Consider the following 19,925-nt stretch of genomic DNA (forward strand, 5'->3'; position numbering starts at 1 on the left):
CCGCCGTGGCCAGTGAAGACAAGCTGCTCGACTACCTCAAGCGGGCCACCGCCGACCTGCGCGACACCAAGCGCAGCCTCGACGAGGCACGGCGCCGCGAACGGGAGCCGATCGCGGTGGTCGGGATGGGCTGCCGGTTCCCCGGCGGCGTCGACGACCCGGAGCAGCTGTGGGAGCTGGTCGCGACGGGCGGTGACGCCATCGGCGGTTTCCCCGCCGACCGGGGCTGGGACCTGGCCGCGCTCGGCGCGGCGGCGTCCACGGCGCGCGGCGGCTTCCTGGCCGGCGCGGGCGACTTCGACGCGGACTTCTTCGGCATCTCGCCGCGCGAGGCGCTGGCCATGGACCCGCAGCAGCGCCTGCTGCTGGAGGTCGCGTGGGAGGCGCTGGAGCGGGCCGGGCTCGACCCGACCGCCCTGCGCGGCGGCGACACCGGCGTGTTCGTCGGCACGAACGGCCAGGAGTACGGGCACCTGGTGCACGCCTCGGGCGCGGACGTCGAGGGCCACCTGGGCACCGGCAACGCGGCCAGCGTCCTGTCCGGCCGCCTGGCGTACGTGCTGGGCCTGGAGGGACCGGCGGTCACCGTCGACACGGCGTGCTCGTCGTCCCTGGTCGCCCTGCACTGGGCCGCGCACGCCCTGCGCACCCGCGAGTGCGGGCTGGCGCTGGCCGGCGGCGTCACGGTGATGTCCGCGCCTGGCGCGTTCGTCGAGTTCTCCCGGCAGGGCGGCCTGGCGTCCGACGGCCGGTGCAAGGCGTTCGCCGACGGCGCGGACGGCACCGGCTGGTCCGAGGGCGTCGGCGTGCTCGTGCTCGAACGGCTCTCCGACGCCCGGCGCAACGGGCACCGCGTGCTGGCGGTCGTCCGGGGCTCGGCGGTCAACTCCGACGGCGCGTCCAACGGCCTGACCGCGCCCAACGGCCCGTCCCAGCGCCGGGTCATCTGGCAGGCGCTGGCCAACGCGGACCTGTCGCCGTCCGAGGTGGACGTCGTCGAGGCGCACGGCACCGGCACGTCGCTGGGCGACCCGATCGAGGCGCAGGCGCTGCTCGCGACCTACGGCCTCGACCGCGACGAACCCGCCTACCTGGGGTCGGTCAAGTCCAACCTGGGCCACACGCAGGCCGCCGCCGGCGTCGCGGGCGTGATCAAGGCCGTGCAGGCGATGCGGCACGGCGTGCTCCCCGCGACCCTGCACGTGACGCGCCCGACGACGGCCGTCGACTGGTCGGCGGGCCGCGTGGAGCTGCTGACCGAGGCCCGTGACTGGCCGGAGGTGGACCGGCCGCGCCGGGCCGCGGTGTCGTCGTTCGGCCTCAGCGGCACCAACGCGCACGTGATCCTGGAGCAGGCCCCGGACGCGGAACCCGCCGAACCCGCCGAGCCGGTCGCGAACGCGGTCCCGGTGCTGGTGTCGGCACGGGGCGCCGCCGCCCTGCGCGCGCAGGCCGCCAGGCTGCGCGACCACGTCGCCGGCTCCACCGCGCCGGTCGCCGACCTCGCGTTCTCGGCCGCCACCACCAGGGCCGCGCTCGACCAGCGGGCCGCCGTCGTCGCCCACGACCGCGAAGGGCTGCTGGCCGGCCTCGACGCGCTGGCCGCCGGCACGCCGCACCCCGACGTGCTCACCGGCACGCCCGTCCGGGGCGGCCTGGCCGCGCTGTTCGCCGGCCAGGGCTCGCAGCGCGCGGGCATGGGCCGCGAACTGCACGCCCGCCACCCCGTGTTCGCCGCCGCGCTGGACGAGGCGCTCGCCCTGCTCGACACGTCGACCGACGTGCTGTTCGCCGAGCCCGGCACGCCCGGCGCGGACCTGCTGGACTCCACCGACCACACCCAGGCCGCGCTGTTCGCGTTCGAGGTGGCGTTGTTCCGGCTCCTGGAGTCGTGGGGTGTCCGACCGGACTTCCTGCTCGGCCACTCCGTCGGCGAGATCGCCGCCGCGCACGTCGCGGGTGTCCTGACCCTCCCCGACGCCTGCCGCCTGGTCTCCGCGCGCGGCCGGCTCATGCGCGCCCTGCCCGGGGGCGGCGCGATGGTCGCCGTCCGCGCGGCCGAGGCCGACGTGCTGCCGCTCCTGCCGCCCGAGGTCGCCGTGGCGGCGGTGAACGGGCCCGGGTCCGTCGTCCTCGCCGGACCGGAGGACGCCGTGCTCGCCGTCGCCGAGCGCCTGGGCGACAGGGCCAGGCGGCTGCGGGTCAGCCACGCGTTCCACTCGCCGCTGATGGACCCGGTGCTCGACGAGTTCCGGGCCGTCGCCGAGGCGATCACCCACGCCGAGCCCGTCATCCCGATCGTGTCCACGGTGACCGGCGCGCCGCTGCGCCCGGAGAACTGGGGTTCGTCGGACTGGGCCGACCACTGGGTCACCCAGGTCCGCTCCACCGTGCGGTTCGCCGACGGCGTGCGGCGGCTCGTGGACGACGGCGTCCGCACCCTCCTGGAGATCGGGCCCGACGGGTCCGTGTCCGGCATGGCGCAGGCGAGCGCCGGTCCCGCCGCGGTCGTGCCGACGCTGCGCCGCGACCGCGGCGAGGGCGAGGCGCTGGCCGTCGCGGTCGGCGCGCTGGCGGTCGGCGGCACGCGCCCCGACTGGGCGGCGTTCCTCGGCCCGCGCACCGCGGTCGAGCTGCCGACCTACGCGTTCCGGCACGAGCGGTTCTGGCCGGAGGCGCCCGGGGCCGGCGAGGGCCGGGACGACGGCTTCTGGGACGTCCTGGCCTCCACCGACCTCGACCGGCTCAGCGCCGACCTCGACGTGGACGAGGCCGCCCTGGGCGCTGTCGTGCCCGCGCTGTCGGCGTGGCGGCGGCGCAGGCGCGAGCGGTTCGTCACCGACGGCCGCCGCTACCGCGCCACCTGGACCCCGGTGGAGCCCGGCCCCGCCGCCGACACCGACCCGTGGCTGGTCGTCGTGCCCGCCGCGTACCTCGGCTCCGAGTGGGTGGGCCAGGTCGTCGCCGCGCTCGGCCCGACGGCCGTCGTGACGCCGGAGGACCTCACCCGCGCCGGGCTCGTCGCGTCGCTGCGGCCCGCCCTGCTCGACGGGGCCGACTTCGGCGGCGTGCTGTCCCTGCTGGCCCTGGAGGACCCCACCGCCGGGGCGTGCCTGGTGCAGGCGCTCGGCGACCTCGGCGTGGACGCCCCGCTGTGGTGCGCCACCCGCGACGTCGAGGCAGACCCGGCGCAGGCCGCCGCGTGGGGCCTCGGCCGCGTCGCCGCCCTGGAGTACCCGCGCCGCTGGGGCGGGCTGGTCGACCTGCCCGCCGCGGTGGACGCCGCGACCGCCGCCCTGCTGCCGCGCGTGCTCGCGGGCGACGAGGACCAGGTGGCCGTGCGCGCCGACGGCGTGCTGGCCCGCCGCCTCGTCCCCGCGCCCGCCCGGACCGCGAACCCGTCCGGTGCGTGGTCCGGTGACCGCGTGCTCGTCGCCGGCGGCACCGGGCGGGTCGGCTCGCGGGTCGCGCGCCACCTGGCCCGCGCGGGCGTCCACCTGCTGCTCGTGGCCCGCACCGCCGACGCCGCCGCGCACGCCGACCTGCGCGCCGAACTCGAAGCGACCGGCGCGCGGGTCACGTTCGCCGCCTGCGACCTCGCGGACCGCGCCGCCGTGGACGCCCTGCTCGCCGCGCACGCCGTGACGTCCGTCGTGCACGCCGTCGGCGTCCACGACGACCTGGTGGTCGACAGCGTCGACGCCGACCACCTCGCCCGCGCCCTGACCGGCGCGCGGACCGCCACCACCCTGCACGAGGCCACCGCCCACCTCGACCTCGCCGCGTTCGTCCTGTGCTCCTCGCTCACCGGCGTCACCGGGGTCCTCGGCCGCGCCGGGCACGCCGCCGCGCACGCCGTCCTCGACGCCCTCGCCGAGCACCGCCACGCCCGCGGCCTGCCCGCCACCTCCGTCGCCTGGGGACCGTGGGCGCTGCCGGACAACCCGGCCGCCACCGCGTTCGGGCGCGGTGTCACGCCGCTTGACCCCGACTCCGCTCTGGACGCGCTGGACCTCGCGGTCGCCGAGGGGCTGCCGACGCTGACCGTCGCCGACGTGGACTGGTCCGCGTTCCTGGACCTGTCGCTGCTCAGCCGCCCCACGCCGCTGTTCGCCGACCTGCCGCAGGCCCGGCACGCCGTCGCCGCAGCCGAGGCCGACCGCACCGACGCCGGCACCACCGCCTCCGAGCTGCGCGACCGCCTCGCCGCCATGCCCGAGGCCGACCGGGGCGCGGCGGTGCTCGACGCCGTCCGCACGGTCGCCGCGTCCGTGCTGCGCCGCACCGACCCCGCCGCCATCGAGGCCGACCGGCCGTTCCGGGACCTCGGGTTCGACTCGCTGACCGCCGTGGAGCTGCGCAACGGCCTCGGCGCGCTCACCGGCCTGAACCTGCCCGCCACCCTCGTGTTCGACCACCCGACGCCCGCGGTGCTCGCCGAGCACGTCCTCGCCGAACTGGTCGGCGGCCCGGCCGCGCTCCTGCCGGCCGCCGCGCTCGCCGCCGCGGACGACGACCCCGTCGCGATCGTCGGCATGGCCTGCCGCTACCCGGGCGGGGTGCGCTCGCCCGAGGACCTGTGGGACCTGCTGGTGGAGGGGCGCGACGGCATCGGCCCGTTCCCCACCGACCGGGGCTGGGACCTGGACGTGCTGGCAGGCTCGGACTTCGGGTCGTCCCGCACCCGCGAGGGCGGTTTCCTGGAGGGCGCGGCGGGCTTCGACGCCGGGTTCTTCGAGATCTCCCCGCGCGAGGCGCTGGCCATGGACCCGCAGCAGCGCCTGCTGCTGGAGGTCACCTGGGAGTCGCTGGAACGCGCCGGCATCGACCCCGCGACCCTGCGCGGGCGGGACACCGGCGTGTTCGTCGGCACCAGTGGCCAGGACTACGCGGGCGTCGCCGCCCACGCCCACGAGGAGGTGCTGGGCCACCTCAACAGCGGCAACTCGGCCAGCGTCCTGTCCGGCCGCATCTCCTACGTGCTGGGCCTGGAGGGGCCGGCGGTCACCGTGGACACGGCGTGCTCGTCGTCCCTGGTGGCGCTGCACCTGGCCGCGCGGTCGCTGCGGGCGGGGGAGTGCTCGCTGGCGCTGGCCGGCGGCGTGATGGTGATGTCCACCCCGGCCGGGTTCATCGAGTTCAGCGAGCAGGGCGCGATGTCGGCCGACGGCCGCTGCCGCTCGTTCTCCGACGGCGCGGACGGCGTGGGCTGGTCCGAGGGCGTCGGCGTGCTGGTCCTGGAGCGGCTGTCCGACGCGCGTCGCAACGGTCACGAGGTGCTGGCGGTGGTGCGTGGTTCGGCCGTGAACCAGGACGGTGCGTCGAACGGTCTGACCGCGCCGAACGGTCCGTCGCAGCAGCGGGTCATCCGGGCCGCGCTGGCCAACGCGGGCCTCGCGCCGTCCGACGTGGACGTGGTGGAGGCGCACGGCACCGGCACGACCCTGGGAGACCCGATCGAGGCGCAAGCCGTCCTCGCCGCCTACGGTCAGGACCGCGAGCGCCCGCTGCTGCTCGGCTCGATCAAGTCGAACATCGGCCACTCGCAGGCCGCCGCCGGCGTCGCGGGCGTGATCAAGGTCGTGCTGGCCATGCGCCACGGCCTGGCCCCGCGCAGCCTCCACCTCGACGCGCCGTCGTCCCACGTGGACTGGACGGCCGGTGCCGTCGAACTGCTGGCGCAGGCCCGGTCGTGGCCGGAGACCGGGCGGCCGTGGCGGGCGGGCGTGTCCTCGTTCGGCGTCAGCGGCACCAACGCGCACACGATCATCGAGCAGGCCCCCGACGCGCCGTCCGCGCCCGAGCCGGCGGCGGACCGCGTCCTGCCGTGGGTGCTGTCCGCGAAGACCCCGGCCGCGCTGCGCGACCAGGCCGCCCGGTTGGCGGCGTTCCTCGGCGAGCGCACCGACCTGCGCACCGTCGACCTGGCGCACTCGCTGGTCACGAGCCGGTCGGCGTTCGCGCACCGCGCCGCCGTCGTGGCCTCGGACCGCGATGAGGCGGTCGCCGCGCTGACCGCGTTCGCCGAGCGCGGCGAGGGCGTCGTCGCACGCGGCAGGCCCCGCACCGCGTTCGTGTTCGCGGGGCAGGGCGCGCAGCGCGCCCGGATGGGCTGCGAGCTGCACGCGTCGCACCCCGTGTTCGCCGCCGCCCTGGACGAGGTGGCCGCCGTGCTCGATGCCGAGCTGGGTTGGTCGCTGCGCGACGTGCTGCTCAACGGCGACCTGGACCGGACCGGGTTCGCCCAGCCCGCGCTGTTCGCCGTCGAGGTGGCCCTGTTCCGGCTGCTGGAGTCGGCGGGCGTGCGGCCGGACGTGCTGGTCGGGCACTCGGTCGGTGAGATCGCCGCCGCGCACGTCGCGGGTGTCTTCTCGCTGGCGGACGCGTGTCGCCTGGTGGTGGCCCGCGCGAAGCTGATGCAGGCGTTGCCGCCCGGTGGCGCGATGCTCGCCGTGGCCGCGTCCGAGGAGGTCGTCACGCCGCTGCTGGGCGACGCCGTGTCGATCGCCGCCGTGAACGGCCCGGACGCCGTCGTGCTGGCCGGGCCGGAGGCCGAAGTCCTCGCGGTCGCGGAACGGCTGGCCGGTCGCCGCACCAAGCGGCTGCGGGTGAGCCACGCGTTCCACTCGGCGCTGATGGAGCCGATGCTGGGCGACTTCCGGCGGGTGCTGGACGGGATCGCCTTCGAAGCGCCGCACTCGGCCTACGAGCCCACGGCCGGCGGCGCGTGGAACACGCCCGAGTACTGGGTCCGCCAGGTCCGGGACACCGTGCGGTTCGCCGACGCCGTGCGCGCGACGGGCGCGGCGCTGTTCGTCGAGGTCGGGCCGGACGGCTCGCTGACGGGTGCGGTGCAGGACAGCGCGGCGGACGACGCGGTCGTCGTGCCGTTGCTGCGCCGCGACCGCGACGAGCAGACGGCGCTGGTCACCGCCCTCGCGCAGCTGCACACCGCCGGAGCGGGCGGCGTCCTGGCAGCCTTCGCGGGCACCGGCGCGCGACGCGTCGACCTGCCCACCTACGCCTTCCAGCACACCCGCTACTGGCCGCGCACCGCGGACGCCGCGGGCGACGTGTCCGCCGCGGGCCTGCGCCCGGCCGGCCACCCGCTGCTCGGCGCGGCCGTCGAACTGCCCGACTCCGACGGGCACCTGTTCACGAGCAGCCTGTCCGTGCGCAGCCACCCGTGGCTCGCCGACCACGCCGTGCTCGGCGCGGTCGTCGTCCCCGGCACCGCCTACCTGGAGCTGGCCGTCCGCGCGGCCGACGAGGTCGGCTGCTCCCGGGTCGAGGAGCTGACGCTCCAGACCCCGCTCGTGCTGCCAGCCAAGGGGCGGGTGGACGTGCAGGTCGCCGTGGGCGCGCCCGCCGACGACGGCACGCGCCCGCTCACCGTGTACTCCCGCCCCGAGGCCGCCGACCAGCCGTGGACGCGGCACGCGACCGGCGCACTGGCCGTCGCCGCCCTCCCCGCCGCGCCCGGTGGTGGGGCCGAGTGGCCGCCGGCCGGCGCGACCGCCGTGCCGCTGGACGGCTTCTACGCCGACCTCGCCGAGGGCGGGTTCGGCTACGGACCGGCGTTCCAGGGGCTCACCGCCGTGTGGCGGCGGGGCGACGACACCTTCGCCGAGGTCGTGCTGCCGGAGACCGCCGACTCGGTGGACGCCTCCGCGTTCGCCCTGCACCCCGCGCTGCTCGACGCGGCCCTGCACGCCTCCGCGTTCGCCCTGCCCGGCGGCGCCGGCGCGGGCCGCCTGCCGTTCTCCTGGTCCGGCGTCACCGTCCACGCGGGCGGCGCGGGCGCGGTCCGCGTCCGGTTGACCCCGGTCGGCCCGGACGCCGTGGCGCTGGCCGTGGCCGACGCGGACGGCGAGCCGGTCGCCACCGTCACCTCGCTGACCCTGCGCCCGGTCGCCGCCGACGCCCTCGACGCCCCGGCCGCGCCGACCTCGGTGTTCCGCGTCGACTGGGTGCCCGTGACCGCCGAGGCGACCCCGCTGGACGCGCCGGTCGTCGTCGGCCCCCACGACCTCGGCCTGCCAGGCGCGGTGCACCACACCGCCCTGGACGACCTGGGCACCGCGACCGGCGTGGTGTTCGCCCCGGTCGAGGGCGACCCGTCGCGACCGGTGGAGTCCGCGCACGAGGTCGCGGTGCGGGTCCTGGAGCTGTGCCGGTCCTGGGTGACCGACACCCGGTTCGGCGACGCGGTCCTGGTCGTCGTCACGCGCGGCGCGATGTCCGTGCGCGGCGAGGACGTCGCCGACCTCGCCGCCGCCGGCGCGTGGGGCCTCGTCCGGTCCGCGCTGATGGAGGAACCCGGTCGCTTCGCGCTGGTGGACCTCGGCGCGGACGAGCCGGCCGGGTCGCTGGCCGCCGTGCTCGCCGCCGCCGAACCGCAGGCCGCCGTGCGCGACGGCGAGGTGCTCGTGCCCCGCTTCGCCCGCGTGCCCGCCGACGCGCCCCGCCGCGAGTCGCCCCTGGTCGACCCGGACCGCGCCGTCCTCGTCGCCGGCGGCACGGGCGGCCTGGGCGGCATGCTCGCCCGGCACCTGGTGGTGGAGCACGGCGCGCGCAGGCTCGTGCTCGCCGGTCGTCGCGGACCCGCCGCGGCGGGCGTGGACGACCTGGTCGCCGACCTGACCGGGTTGGGCGCGGAGGTCTCCGTGGCCGCCTGCGACTTCACCGACCGCGACGCCGTGCGCGCCCTCGTCGCCGCGCACCCGGTGGGTTCGGTCGTGCACGCCGCCGGTGTCCTGGACGACGGCGTGCTCTCGTCGCTGACGCCCGAGCGGATGGCCGGCGTGCTGCGTCCCAAGGTGGACGTGGCCTGGCACCTGCACGAGGCCACCGCCCACCTCGACCTGACCGCGTTCCTGGCCTACTCCTCGGTGTCCGGCACGCTCGGCAGCCCCGGCCAGGCCAACTACGCCGCCGCCAACGCCTGGGTCGACGCGCTCATGCAGCACCGCGCCGCCGCCGGCCTGCCTGCCCAGTCCCTGGTGTGGGGGCCGTGGGCGCAGGAGGGCGGCCTCACCGGCGCGCTCACCGACGCCGACCTCCAGCGCATGGCCCGCTCCGGCATGCCCGCCATGCCCGCCGGGACCGGCCTCGCGCTGTTCGACGCGGCCGTGGCGACCGCCGAACCCGTGGCCGCGCCCCTGTACCTGGACCTGGCCGTGCTGCGCGGGCAGTTCGAAGTGCCCGCGCTGCTGCGCGGCCTCGTGCCGCCCACCCGACGCTCCGCCGCCCGCGCCGGCTCCGACGCCGCCCGCGCGCTGTCCGACGTCCTGTCCGCGCTGCCCGTCGAGGAACGGGCCGGCGCGCTGTCCGGGATGGTCGCCGAGCAGGTCGCCGTCGTCCTCGGGCACGGCACGGCCGACGCCGTGGACCCCGACCTGCCGTTCCGCGAACTCGGCTTCGACTCGCTGACCTCGGTCGACCTGCGCAACCGGCTCGGCGCGGCCACCGGGCTGCGGCTGCCCGCGACCCTGGTGTTCGACTACCCGACCCCGGCCGCGCTCGCCGCGCACCTCGGTGACGAACTGCTGGGTACGCTCGCCGACGCGCCCACCGCCGCGCCGGCCACCCGCGCCTCCGACGACGACCCGATCGTCATCGTCGGCATGGGCTGCCGCTACCCCGGCGGCGTGCGCTCGCCCGAGGACCTGTGGCGGCTGGTCAGCGACGGCGTGGACGCCGTCACCGACTTCCCGACCGACCGCGGCTGGGACGTCGACAACCTCTACCACCCCGACCCCGCGCACCCCGGCACGTCGTACACGCGGTCCGGCGGGTTCCTGCACGAGGCGCCCGAGTTCGACGCGGCGTTCTTCGGCCTGTCGCCGCGCGAGGCGCTGGCCACCGACGCGCAGCAGCGGCTGCTGCTGGAGGCGTCCTGGGAGGCGGTCGAACGCGCGGGGGTGGACCCGGTGACGCTGCGCGGCAGCCGCACCGGCGTCTTCGTCGGCGTCATGTACAGCGACTACGCGTTCACCCTGTTCAACGTCGCCGACGCCGAGGGCTACGGCGGCAACGGCAGCGGCGGCAGCATCGCGTCCGGCCGGGTCTCCTACACCCTCGGCCTGGAGGGCCCGGCGATCACCGTCGACACGGCCTGCTCGTCGTCCCTGGTCACCCTGCACCTCGCGGCGCAGGCGCTGCGCCAGGGCGAGTGCGACCTGGCGCTGGCGGGCGGTGTGACCGTCATGTCCACGCCCAACGTGTTCGTCGACTACAGCCGGCAGCGCGGCGTGTCCCCGGACGGCCGCTGCAAGTCGTTCTCCGACAGCGCCGACGGCGTCGGCTGGGGCGAGGGCGTCGGCATCCTGGTCCTGGAGCGGCTGTCGGACGCGCGTCGCAATGGTCACGAGGTGCTGGCGGTGGTGCGTGGTTCGGCCGTGAACCAGGACGGTGCGTCGAACGGTCTGACCGCGCCGAACGGTCCGTCGCAGCAGCGGGTGATCCGGGCCGCGCTGGCCAACGCGGGCCTCGCGCCGTCCGACGTGGACGTGGTGGAGGCGCACGGCACCGGCACGACCCTGGGAGACCCGATCGAGGCGCAAGCCGTCCTCGCCACCTACGGCCAGGAGCGGGAACGACCGCTGCTGCTCGGCTCCGTCAAGTCGAACCTGGGCCACACCCAGGCGGCGGCGGGCGTCGCGGGTGTCATCAAGGTCGTCATGGCGATGCGGCACGGGATCGTGCCGCGCACCCTGCACCTCGGCACCCCGTCGTCCCACGTGGACTGGGACGCGGGCGACGTGGACCTGCTGCCCGAGCCGGTGCCGTGGCCGGAGACCGGCCGGGTGCGCCGCGCGGGAGTGTCGTCGTTCGGCATCAGCGGCACCAACGCGCACACCATCATCGAGCAGTGGCCCGCCGCGCCCACCCGCCCCGCCGCCGTCGTCACGCCGTCCGCCGTGCCGCTCGTGGTGACCGCCAAGACGCCCGAGGCGCTGCGCGACCAGGCCGCCCGGCTGGCGTCGCACCTGGCGACCGCCGACCTGCTCGACACCGCGTTCTCCCTGGTCACCACCCGCTCGTGGTTCGAGCACCGGGCCGCCGTCACCGCCGTGACGAAGGCCGACGCCATCGGGGCGCTGACCGCGTTCGCCGAGGGCGGCACGTCGACCGCCGTGCGCGGCAAGGCCCGCGTCGGCCTGCTGTTCGCCGGCCAGGGCGCGCAGCGGGTCGGCATGGGGGAGGAGCTGGCCGCCCGCCACCCGGTGTTCGCCGACGCCCTCGCCGAGGTGTACGCCGCGCTCGACGCCGAACTCGGCCTGTCGCTGCGCGAGGTCGTCGCCTCCGGCGACGGGCGGCTGGACGACACGGCGTTCACCCAGCCCGCGCTGTTCGCGGTCGAGGTGGCGCTGTTCCGGCTCGTGCGCTCGTGGGGCGTGCGGCCGGACGTGCTGGTCGGCCACTCCGTCGGCGAGATCGCCGCCGCGCACGCCGCCGGCGTGTTGTCCCTGGCCGACGCGGCCCGCATGGTCGTCGCGCGCGGCCGGTTGATGTCCGCGCTGCCGGCCGGCGGGGCGATGGTGTCGGTGCGCGCCTCGGTGGACGACGTCGCCGCCGTGCTGGACGACGACGTGGTGCTCGCCGCCGTGAACGCCCCGGACGCCCTGGTGATCGCCGGCCCGGAGGACCGCGTGCTGGCCGCCGCCGACCGGCTGGCCGGCGCCGGTCACCGCACGCGCCGGCTCGCCGTGAGCCACGCCTTCCACTCCCCGCTGGTGGACCCGGTGCTGGACGACTTCCGGGCCGTCGTCGAAGGGCTGTCGTTCGCGCCGCCGCGGGTCCCGATCACCTCGACGGTGACCGCGCGACCGCTGGACGCGGAGACCGCCTGCTCGCCGGACTACTGGGTGGACCAGGTGCGGCGGACCGTGCTCTTCGCCGACGCCGTGGCGTCCCTGGAGGTCGCGGTGCTGGTGGAGATCGGACCGGACGGCTCGCTCAGCGCCGCCACCGGGGCCGTCCCGCTGCTGCGGCGCGGCACCGGCGAGGAGGTCTCCGCCGCCACCGCGCTCGGCCGCCTCGCGGTGGCGGGCGTACCCGTGACGTGGGCGGAGGTGTTCGCGGGCACCGGCGCGCGGCGCACCGACCTGCCGACCTACGCCTTCCAGCACCGCCACTACTGGCCGCAGGGCCTGCGGTTGATGGCCGGCGGCCTGGGCAGCCTCGGCCTGCGCGACTCCGGTCACCCGCTGCTCGCCGCGAGCGTCGAGCTGACCGAGACCGGCGGCCACCTGTTCACCGGCAGCCTGTCCCTCGACACGCACCCGTGGCTCGCCGACCACGCCGTGCTGGGTGCGGCGATCCTGCCCGGCACCGCGTTCCTCGACCTCGCCGCGCACGCCGCCGCCGAGTCCGGGTGCGGTCGGGTGGAGGAGCTGACCCTCGCCGCGCCGCTCGTCCTGCCCGAGCGCGGCTCCGTCGTGGTCCAGGTGGCCGTCGGCGCGGCCGACGACACCGGCGCGCGGTCCCTGACCGTCCACTCGCGACCGGAGGACGACGACGGTCCGTGGACCCGGCACGCCACCGGCACCGCCACCCCCGCAGCCGGTGACACCCCAGCCGGTGACACCCCAGCCGGTGACACCCCAGCCGGTGATCCCGCAGCCGGGCCGGCCGCGTGGCCGCCCGCCGACGCCGAGCCGGTCGACCTGGACGGGTTCTACGAGCGCGCCGCCGCCGACGGCTTCGCCTACGGCCCGGTGTTCCAGGGCCTGACCTCGGTGTGGCGCGCGGGCGGCGCGGTGCACGTGGAGACCGACCTGCCCGAGGAGCACCGGGCGGCGGCGGGCGCGTTCGGCGTGCACCCGGCGCTGCTCGACGCGGTGCTCCAGGCCGTCGGCTTCGCCGGGTTGGAGGGTGGTCGCCTGCCCTTCTCCTGGCGCGGCGCGACCCTGCACGCCACCGGCCCCACCTCGTTGCGCGCGACCGTGACCCCGACCGGGCGGAACGAGGTGTCCCTGCGCGTGTCGGACGGCGCGGGCGACCCGGTCGCCACCGTCGAGGGCCTGGTGCTGCGCGAGGTGGCGGCCGACCAGGTCGCCACCCCGACCACGCGGGACGCGCTGTTCGGCGTCGACTGGGTGCCGGTGCCGACCACCGCGGCGACCACCGCGGGCTGTGCCGCCCTCGGGGCGCCGATCCCCGGTCTCGACCTGCCGGTGTACGCCGACCTGGCCGAGCTGGCGGCGGCGGAGGACGTGCCGGGCGCGGTCGCCGTGCCGGTCGGGAACGCCGGCGGCGACCTCCCCGCGTCCGTCCGGGCCACCGCGGGCGCGGCGCTCGACCTGCTCCGGCGGTGGTTCGCCGAACCCCGCCTCGCCGACACCCGCCTGGTGCTCGTCACGTCCGGCGCGACCGGTGACGACCCGGACCCGGCCCTCGCCGCCGCGTGGGGCCTCGCCCGCACCGCCCAGACCGAGAACCCGGGGCGCGTCACGCTCGTCGACCTCGACGGGACGCCCGCCTCGGCCGCCGCGCTGCCCGGCGCGGTCGCCACCGGCGAGCCCCAACTGGTCCTGCGCGACGGCAACGCCCGCGCCGCCCGGCTGGTGCGCGTCACCGCGCGCCCCGCCGAGCCGTGGACCGGCACCGTGCTGATCACCGGCGGCACGGGCGGGCTGGGCGCGCTGCTCGCCCGCCACCTCGTCACCGCGCACGGCGTCGGGCACCTGGTGCTGGCCGGTCGACGTGGACCCGACGCGCCGGGCGCGGCCGACCTCGCCGCCGACCTGACCGGGCTGGGCGCCCGCGTCGACGTGGTCCGCTGCGACACCACCGACCGCGACCAGGTGGCCGCGCTGCTCGCCGAGCACCCGCCGTCCGCCGTGGTGCACGCGGCGGGCGTGCTCGACGACGGCGTCCTCGACTCCCTCGACCAGGCCCGGCTCGACCGGGTGATCCGGCCGAAGGTCGAGGCGGCCTGGCACCTGCACGAGCTGTTCACCGGACCGCTGGTGCTGTTCTCGTCCGTCGCGGGCGCGCTCGGCGCGGCCGGCCAGGGCAACTACGCCGCCGCCAACGCCGCCCTCGACGCCCTCGCCGCCCACCGCGCCGCGCGCGGGCTGCCCGTGCGCTCGCTGGCATGGGGCGCCTGGGCGCGGGCGGAGGGCATGCTCGGCGGGCTCGCCGAGGCCGACGTGGCCCGCATGACCCGGTCCGGCCTGCCGCCGCTGAGCGAGGAACTGGGCCTGGCCCTGTTCGACGCCACCGCGTTCGGCGACCTCGACCGCCCGGCCGTGCTGCCGGTGCGGGTGGACCTGGCCGCGCTGCGCGCCGCACCCGAGGTGCCGCCGCTGTTCCGCGCCCTGGTCAAGCCGACCGCGCGCCGGGCCTCGGCCGGTGCGGGCGAGCTGGCCCGCGCCCTGCGCGACCGGTCGCCCGCCGAACGGCTGCGGTTCGTGCTCGACCAGGTCCGCGCCCAGGTCGCCCAGGTCCTCGGGCACGCCTCGGCCGCCGACATCGAGCCGGAGCGGGCGTTCGGCGAGATCGGCTTCGACTCCCTGACCGCCGTGGAGCTGCGCAACAACCTCACCGCCGCCACCGGACTGCGGCTGCCCGCGACCCTGGTGTTCGACCACCCGACGCCGCTGGCGCTCGCCGAGCACGTCCTGTCCGAGGTGGACGGTGAACCGGTCGCGCCGGTCACGGCCCCCGTGACCGCCGCCGCCGACGACGACCCCGTCGTGATCGTCGGCATGGCCTGCCGCTACCCCGGCGGCATCACCACGCCCGAGGAGCTGTGGCGGTTCCTGGTGGCCGGCGGGGACGCCGTGACGGGCTTCCCGACCGACCGCGGCTGGGACCTGGACGGCGTGGACGACCTGGAGGTGTCCCGCGACGTGCTGCAAGGCGGCTTCCTGCACGACGCGGGCGACTTCGACGCCGACTTCTTCGGCATGAGCCCGCGCGAGGCCGTCGCCACCGACGCCCAGCAGCGCCTGCTGCTGGAGACCTCCTGGGAGGCCTGCGAACGGGCCGGCATCCCGCCGCGCACGCTGCGCGGCAGCCGCACCGGCGTGTTCGTCGGCGTCATGTACAGCGACTACGGGATGCTGCTGCGTGGCGACTCCGAGACCGGCGGCTACCAGGGCAACGGCAGCGCGGGCAGCGTCGCGTCCGGCCGGGTGTCCTACACCCTCGGCCTGGAGGGACCGGCCGTCACGGTCGACACGGCGTGCTCGTCGTCCCTGGTGTCCCTGCACCTGGCCGCGCAGTCGCTGCGCTCCGGGGAGTGCTCGCTGGCGCTGGCCGGCGGTGTCACGGTGATGGCCACGCCCACGCCGTTCGCCGAGTTCATCGCCCAGCGCGGCCTGTCGTCCGACGGCCGGTGCAAGTCGTTCTCCGACACCGCCGACGGCGTGGGCTGGTCCGAGGGCGTCGGCGTGCTCGTGCTGGAGCGCCTGTCCGACGCGCGCCGCAACGGCCACGACGTGCTCGCCGTGGTCCGGGGCAGCGCGGTGAACCAGGACGGCGCGTCCAACGGGCTCACCGCGCCCAACGGCCCGTCCCAGCAGCGCGTGATCCGACAGGCCCTCGCGGGCGGCGGGCTGAGCCCGTCCGACGTGGACGTGGTCGAGGCGCACGGCACCGGCACCACGCTCGGCGACCCGATCGAGGCGCAGGCGCTGCTCGCGACCTACGGCCAGGACCGCGACGAGCCGTTGCTGCTGGGCTCGATCAAGTCGAACCTCGGCCACACCCAGGCCGCGGCGGGCGTCGCGGGCATCATCAAGGTGGTGCTGGCCATGCGCCACGGCCGCCTGCCGCGCACCCTGCACGTCACCGAGCCGTCCCACCAGGTCGACTGGACCGAGGGCAGCGTGCGGCTGCTCACCGAGACCACCGACTGGCCCGACGCCGGGCGTCCCCGCCGGGCGGGCGTGTCGTCGTTCGGCATCAGTGGCACCAACGCGCACGTCATCGTCGAACAGGCCCCGGCCGCGCCGGCGGCCGCGCGCGCCGAGGCCGGCGCCGTGCCGTGGGTGCTGTCCGCCCGCGGCGGCGGCGCGCTGCGGGCGCAGGCCCGCCGCCTGCTCGACCACCTGCTGGACCGGGCGGAGGACCCGGCCGCGGTCGGCCGCACGCTCGCCGCGGGCCGGTCCGCGCTGGAGCACCGGGCGGCCGTCGTCGGGACCACCGAGGAGGAGCTGCACGCCGGGCTCGCCGCGCTCGCCGAGGGGCGCACCGCGCCCGGCCTGGTCGAGGCGGTCGTCCGGGACGCCCCGCGCGTGGCGCTGCTGTTCGCCGGCCAGGGTGCCCAGCGGGTCGGCATGGGAACCGGGCTCGCCGCCCGCTTCCCGGTGTTCGCCGCCGCGCTGGACGAGGTCACCGCCGAGGTCGACGCCGAGCTGAGCACGTCCGGGTCGGGCGTCTCCCTGCGCGACGTCGTGGCCGGCGGCGACCGGCTGGACGACACCGCGTTCGCCCAGCCCGCGCTGTACTGCCTGGAGGTCGCGCTGCACCGGCTCGTCGAGTCGTTCGGCGTGCGCCCGGACGTGCTGGTCGGGCACTCGATCGGCGAGATCGCGGCGGCCCGCGTCGCCGGGGTGCTGTCCGGCCCCGACGCGGCGAAGCTCGTCGTGGCCCGGGGCCGGCTCATGTCCGCGCTGCCCCCGGGCGGGGCCATGGTCGCCGTCCGGGCGTCCGAGGACGAGGTGCGGCCCCTGCTCGACGAGCGGGTCGACCTCGCCGCCGTCAACGGCCCGCACGCGGTCGTGGTCGCGGGCGACGCCGCCGCCGTGGAGGACCTGGCCGCGCACTTCGCCGCGCTCGGCCGCAAGACCACCCGCCTGCGGGTGAGCCACGCCTTCCACTCGCCGCTGGTGGAACCGGTGCTCGACGCGTTCCGCGAGGTCGTCGCCGGGCTGGCGTTCGCCGAGCCGCGCGTGCCGATCGCGTCCACGGTGACCGGCGGCCACGCCGACGTGACCGATCCCGAGTACTGGGTGCGGCACGTGCGGGCGACCGTCCGCTACCACGACGCCGTGGCGTGGTGCCGGGACAACGGCGTCGGCGTCCTGCTGGAACTCGGCCCCGACGGCACGCTGACCGCCCTCGCCGAGGAGACCCTGGACGGCGCGGCGGTCGCGCTGCCCGTGCTGCGCGCGGACCGGGACGAGCACACCTCCGCCGTCACCGCGCTGGCCCGCCTGCACACCGCGGGCGTCGGCGTGGACCTCGCGCCGCTGTTCGCCGGCGCGGATCGGGCCGACCTGCCCACCTACGCCTTCCAGCACCGCCGCTTCTGGCCGAAGCCGCAGGCCCGGACCGGGGACGCGGCGTCGATCGGGCTCGGCGCGGCCGTGCACCCGATGCTCGGCGGTGCGGTCGAGCTGCCCGACTCCGACGGACTGCTCGGCACCGGCAGGCTGTCCACCCGCACCCACCCGTGGCTGGCCGACCACGTCGTCTTCGGCGCCACCCTGGTGCCGGGCACGGCCGTGCTGGAACTCGCGGTGTGGGCCGGCGACCGGATCGGCTGCGGCGCGGTCCGCGAGCTGACCCTGGAGGCGCCGCTGGCGCTGCCCGAGGCGGGCGCGCAGGTCCAGGTGACGGTGGGCGGCGCGGACGGGAGCGGCGAGCGGACGGTCCGCGTGCACTCCCGGGCGTCGGCCGACGCGCCGTGGCGGCGCAACGCGAGCGGCGTCCTCGGGGCGTCGGACGGCGACCCCGGGACGATGCCCCCGGAGTGGCCGCCCGCCGGCGCCGACCCGGTGGACCTGTCCGACGTCTACGAGCGGTTCGCCGACTCCGGCTTCGACTACGGCCCGGCGTTCCGGTGCCTGCGCGCGGCGTGGCGGCGCGACGGCGAGGTGTTCGCGGAGCTGGCGCTCCCGGACCCCGCCGAGGCGGTGGGCTTCGTGCTGCACCCCGGCCTGCTCGACGCGGCGCTCCAGGCGTCCGCGCTGCTCGACCTGACCGGGGCGGGCACCCCGCTGCTGCCGTTCAACTGGGGTGACGCGACCGTGCACGCCTCGGGCGCGACGGCGCTGCGGGTGCGGCTGGTGCCGGACGGCGACGCGGTGGCGCTCACCGCCACCGACCCGGCCGGCGCGCCCGTGGTGACGGTGCGGTCGCTGGCGCTGCGGGCGGTCGACCCGGCCGCCCTCGGCGCCACCGCGCCCGACCCGGACCCGCTGCTGCGCGTCACCTGGTCGCCGGTCCGGGTGACCCCGGGCGAGGGCCGCTGGTCGCCGCTGCCCGAGGTGGACCGGAACGACCTGCCGGACGTCGTGCTGGCCGGACCGCCGGCCACGGCGGGCCTGCCGATGCCCGAGGCGGTGCGCGTCGCGACCGGCTGGGCGCTGGGCGTGCTGCACGACTGGCTGGCCGACCCGCGCTGCGCCGACGCGCTGCTGGTGTTCGGCACCCGCGCCGGGGTGGACGCCACCGGGGCGGACGAGGTCGACGTGGCCGAAGCGGCGGTGTGGGGCCTGGTGCGCAGCGCGCAGGCCGAGCACCCCGGCCGGTTCGCGCTCGTCGACGCCGACGACCCGGGCCCGTCCCTCGCGGCGGCCCTGGCGAGCGGCGAGGACCAGGTAGCCGTGCGCGACGACGAGGTCCTCGTGCCGCGCCTCGTGCCGGTCGCGACGACCGCCCCCGACCACCCGGCCTGGGACCCGGACGGCACCGTCCTGGTCACCGGCGGCACGGGCGGCCTCGGCGGGCTTCTGGCCCGCCACCTGGCCGGGCGCGGCGTGCGGGACCTGCTGCTGGTCAGCAGGCGCGGCGCGGCGGCCGACGGGGTGGACGCGCTGGTCGCGGACCTCGCCGGGCTGGGCGCGCGGGCGCGGGTCGCGGCCTGCGACGTGGCCGACCGGGACGCCGTCGCCGCCCTGCTGGGCGCCGCGGGCCGGCTGGCCGCCGTGGTGCACACCGCCGGTGTGCTCGACGACGGCGTGCTGGACGCGCTCACCCCGGACCGGTTCGACACCGTCCTCCGGCCCAAGGTCGACGCCGCCTGGCACCTGCACGAGCTGACCGACGTGCCACTGGTGCTGTACTCGTCGGTCGCGGGCACGTTCGGCAACGCGGGCCAGGCGAACTACGCCGCCGCCAACGCCGCGCTGGACGCCCTCGCCGCGCACCGCCGGGCCTCGGGCCTGCCGGGGCAGTCCCTCGTGTGGGGCGCGTGGTCGGCCGACGCGGGCATGACCGGCGGGCTGTCCGAGGCCGAACTGGCCAGGCTGGCCCGCATGGGCACGCCCGCGCTGACCCCGGCGGAAGGGCTGGACCGGTTCGACCGGGCCGTGGCCCTGCCCGACCCGGTGGTGGTGGCGCTGCGGCTGGACAAGGCCGCGCTGCGCGCCGCGGGGGCCGTGCCGCCGCTGCTGTCGGCCCTGGTGCCGCCGGTCGCCCGGCGCGCCGCCGAGACCGCGCCCGCCGACCTCGCCGAACGGCTGCGCGCACTGCCCGCCGGGGAACGCCTGGCCGCCGTGCACGCCGTGGTGGCCGACCAGGTGGCGGCCGTGCTCGGGCACGAGCGCGCCGACTTCGACCCCGGTCGCGGGTTCACCGACCTCGGGTTCGACTCGCTCACCGCGGTCGAGCTGCGCAACCGGCTCGGCGCGGTGTCCGGGCTGCGGCTGCCCGCGACGCTGGTGTTCGACCACCCGACGGTCGACGCAGTGTCCCGGCTCCTGCTCGACGGCCTCGCGCCGGCGGAGCCGGACGGGGCGCGGGCCGTGGTCGCCGAGCTGGAGCGGCTCGACCGGGTGCTCGCCGACGTGGACGACGGCGACCCGGACGCGCGGCAGGAGGTCACCGACCGGCTGAGGTCGCTGCTGCTGCGCTGGACCGGCGGCACGACCGCCGAACCCAGCGCGGTCGGCGCCCGGATCAGCACCGCCGGGGCGGACGACCTCTTCGACTTCATCGACAACGAGCTGCGCATCGACTAGCGG

General features: G+C 77.4%; 1 pseudogene. It reads left to right on the plus strand.

The window, feature by feature from the left end:
* Nucleotides 1–23 precede the first annotated feature (23 nt).
* A pseudogene (locus tag J2S66_RS07655) lies at nt 24–19,922 on the plus strand (type I polyketide synthase); the annotation flags it as partial.
* Between the last annotated feature and the right edge of the window lie 3 nt (nt 19,923–19,925).

The sequence above is a fragment of the Saccharothrix longispora genome, assembly GCF_031455225.1.
GTDB lineage: Bacteria > Actinomycetota > Actinomycetes > Mycobacteriales > Pseudonocardiaceae > Actinosynnema > Actinosynnema longispora.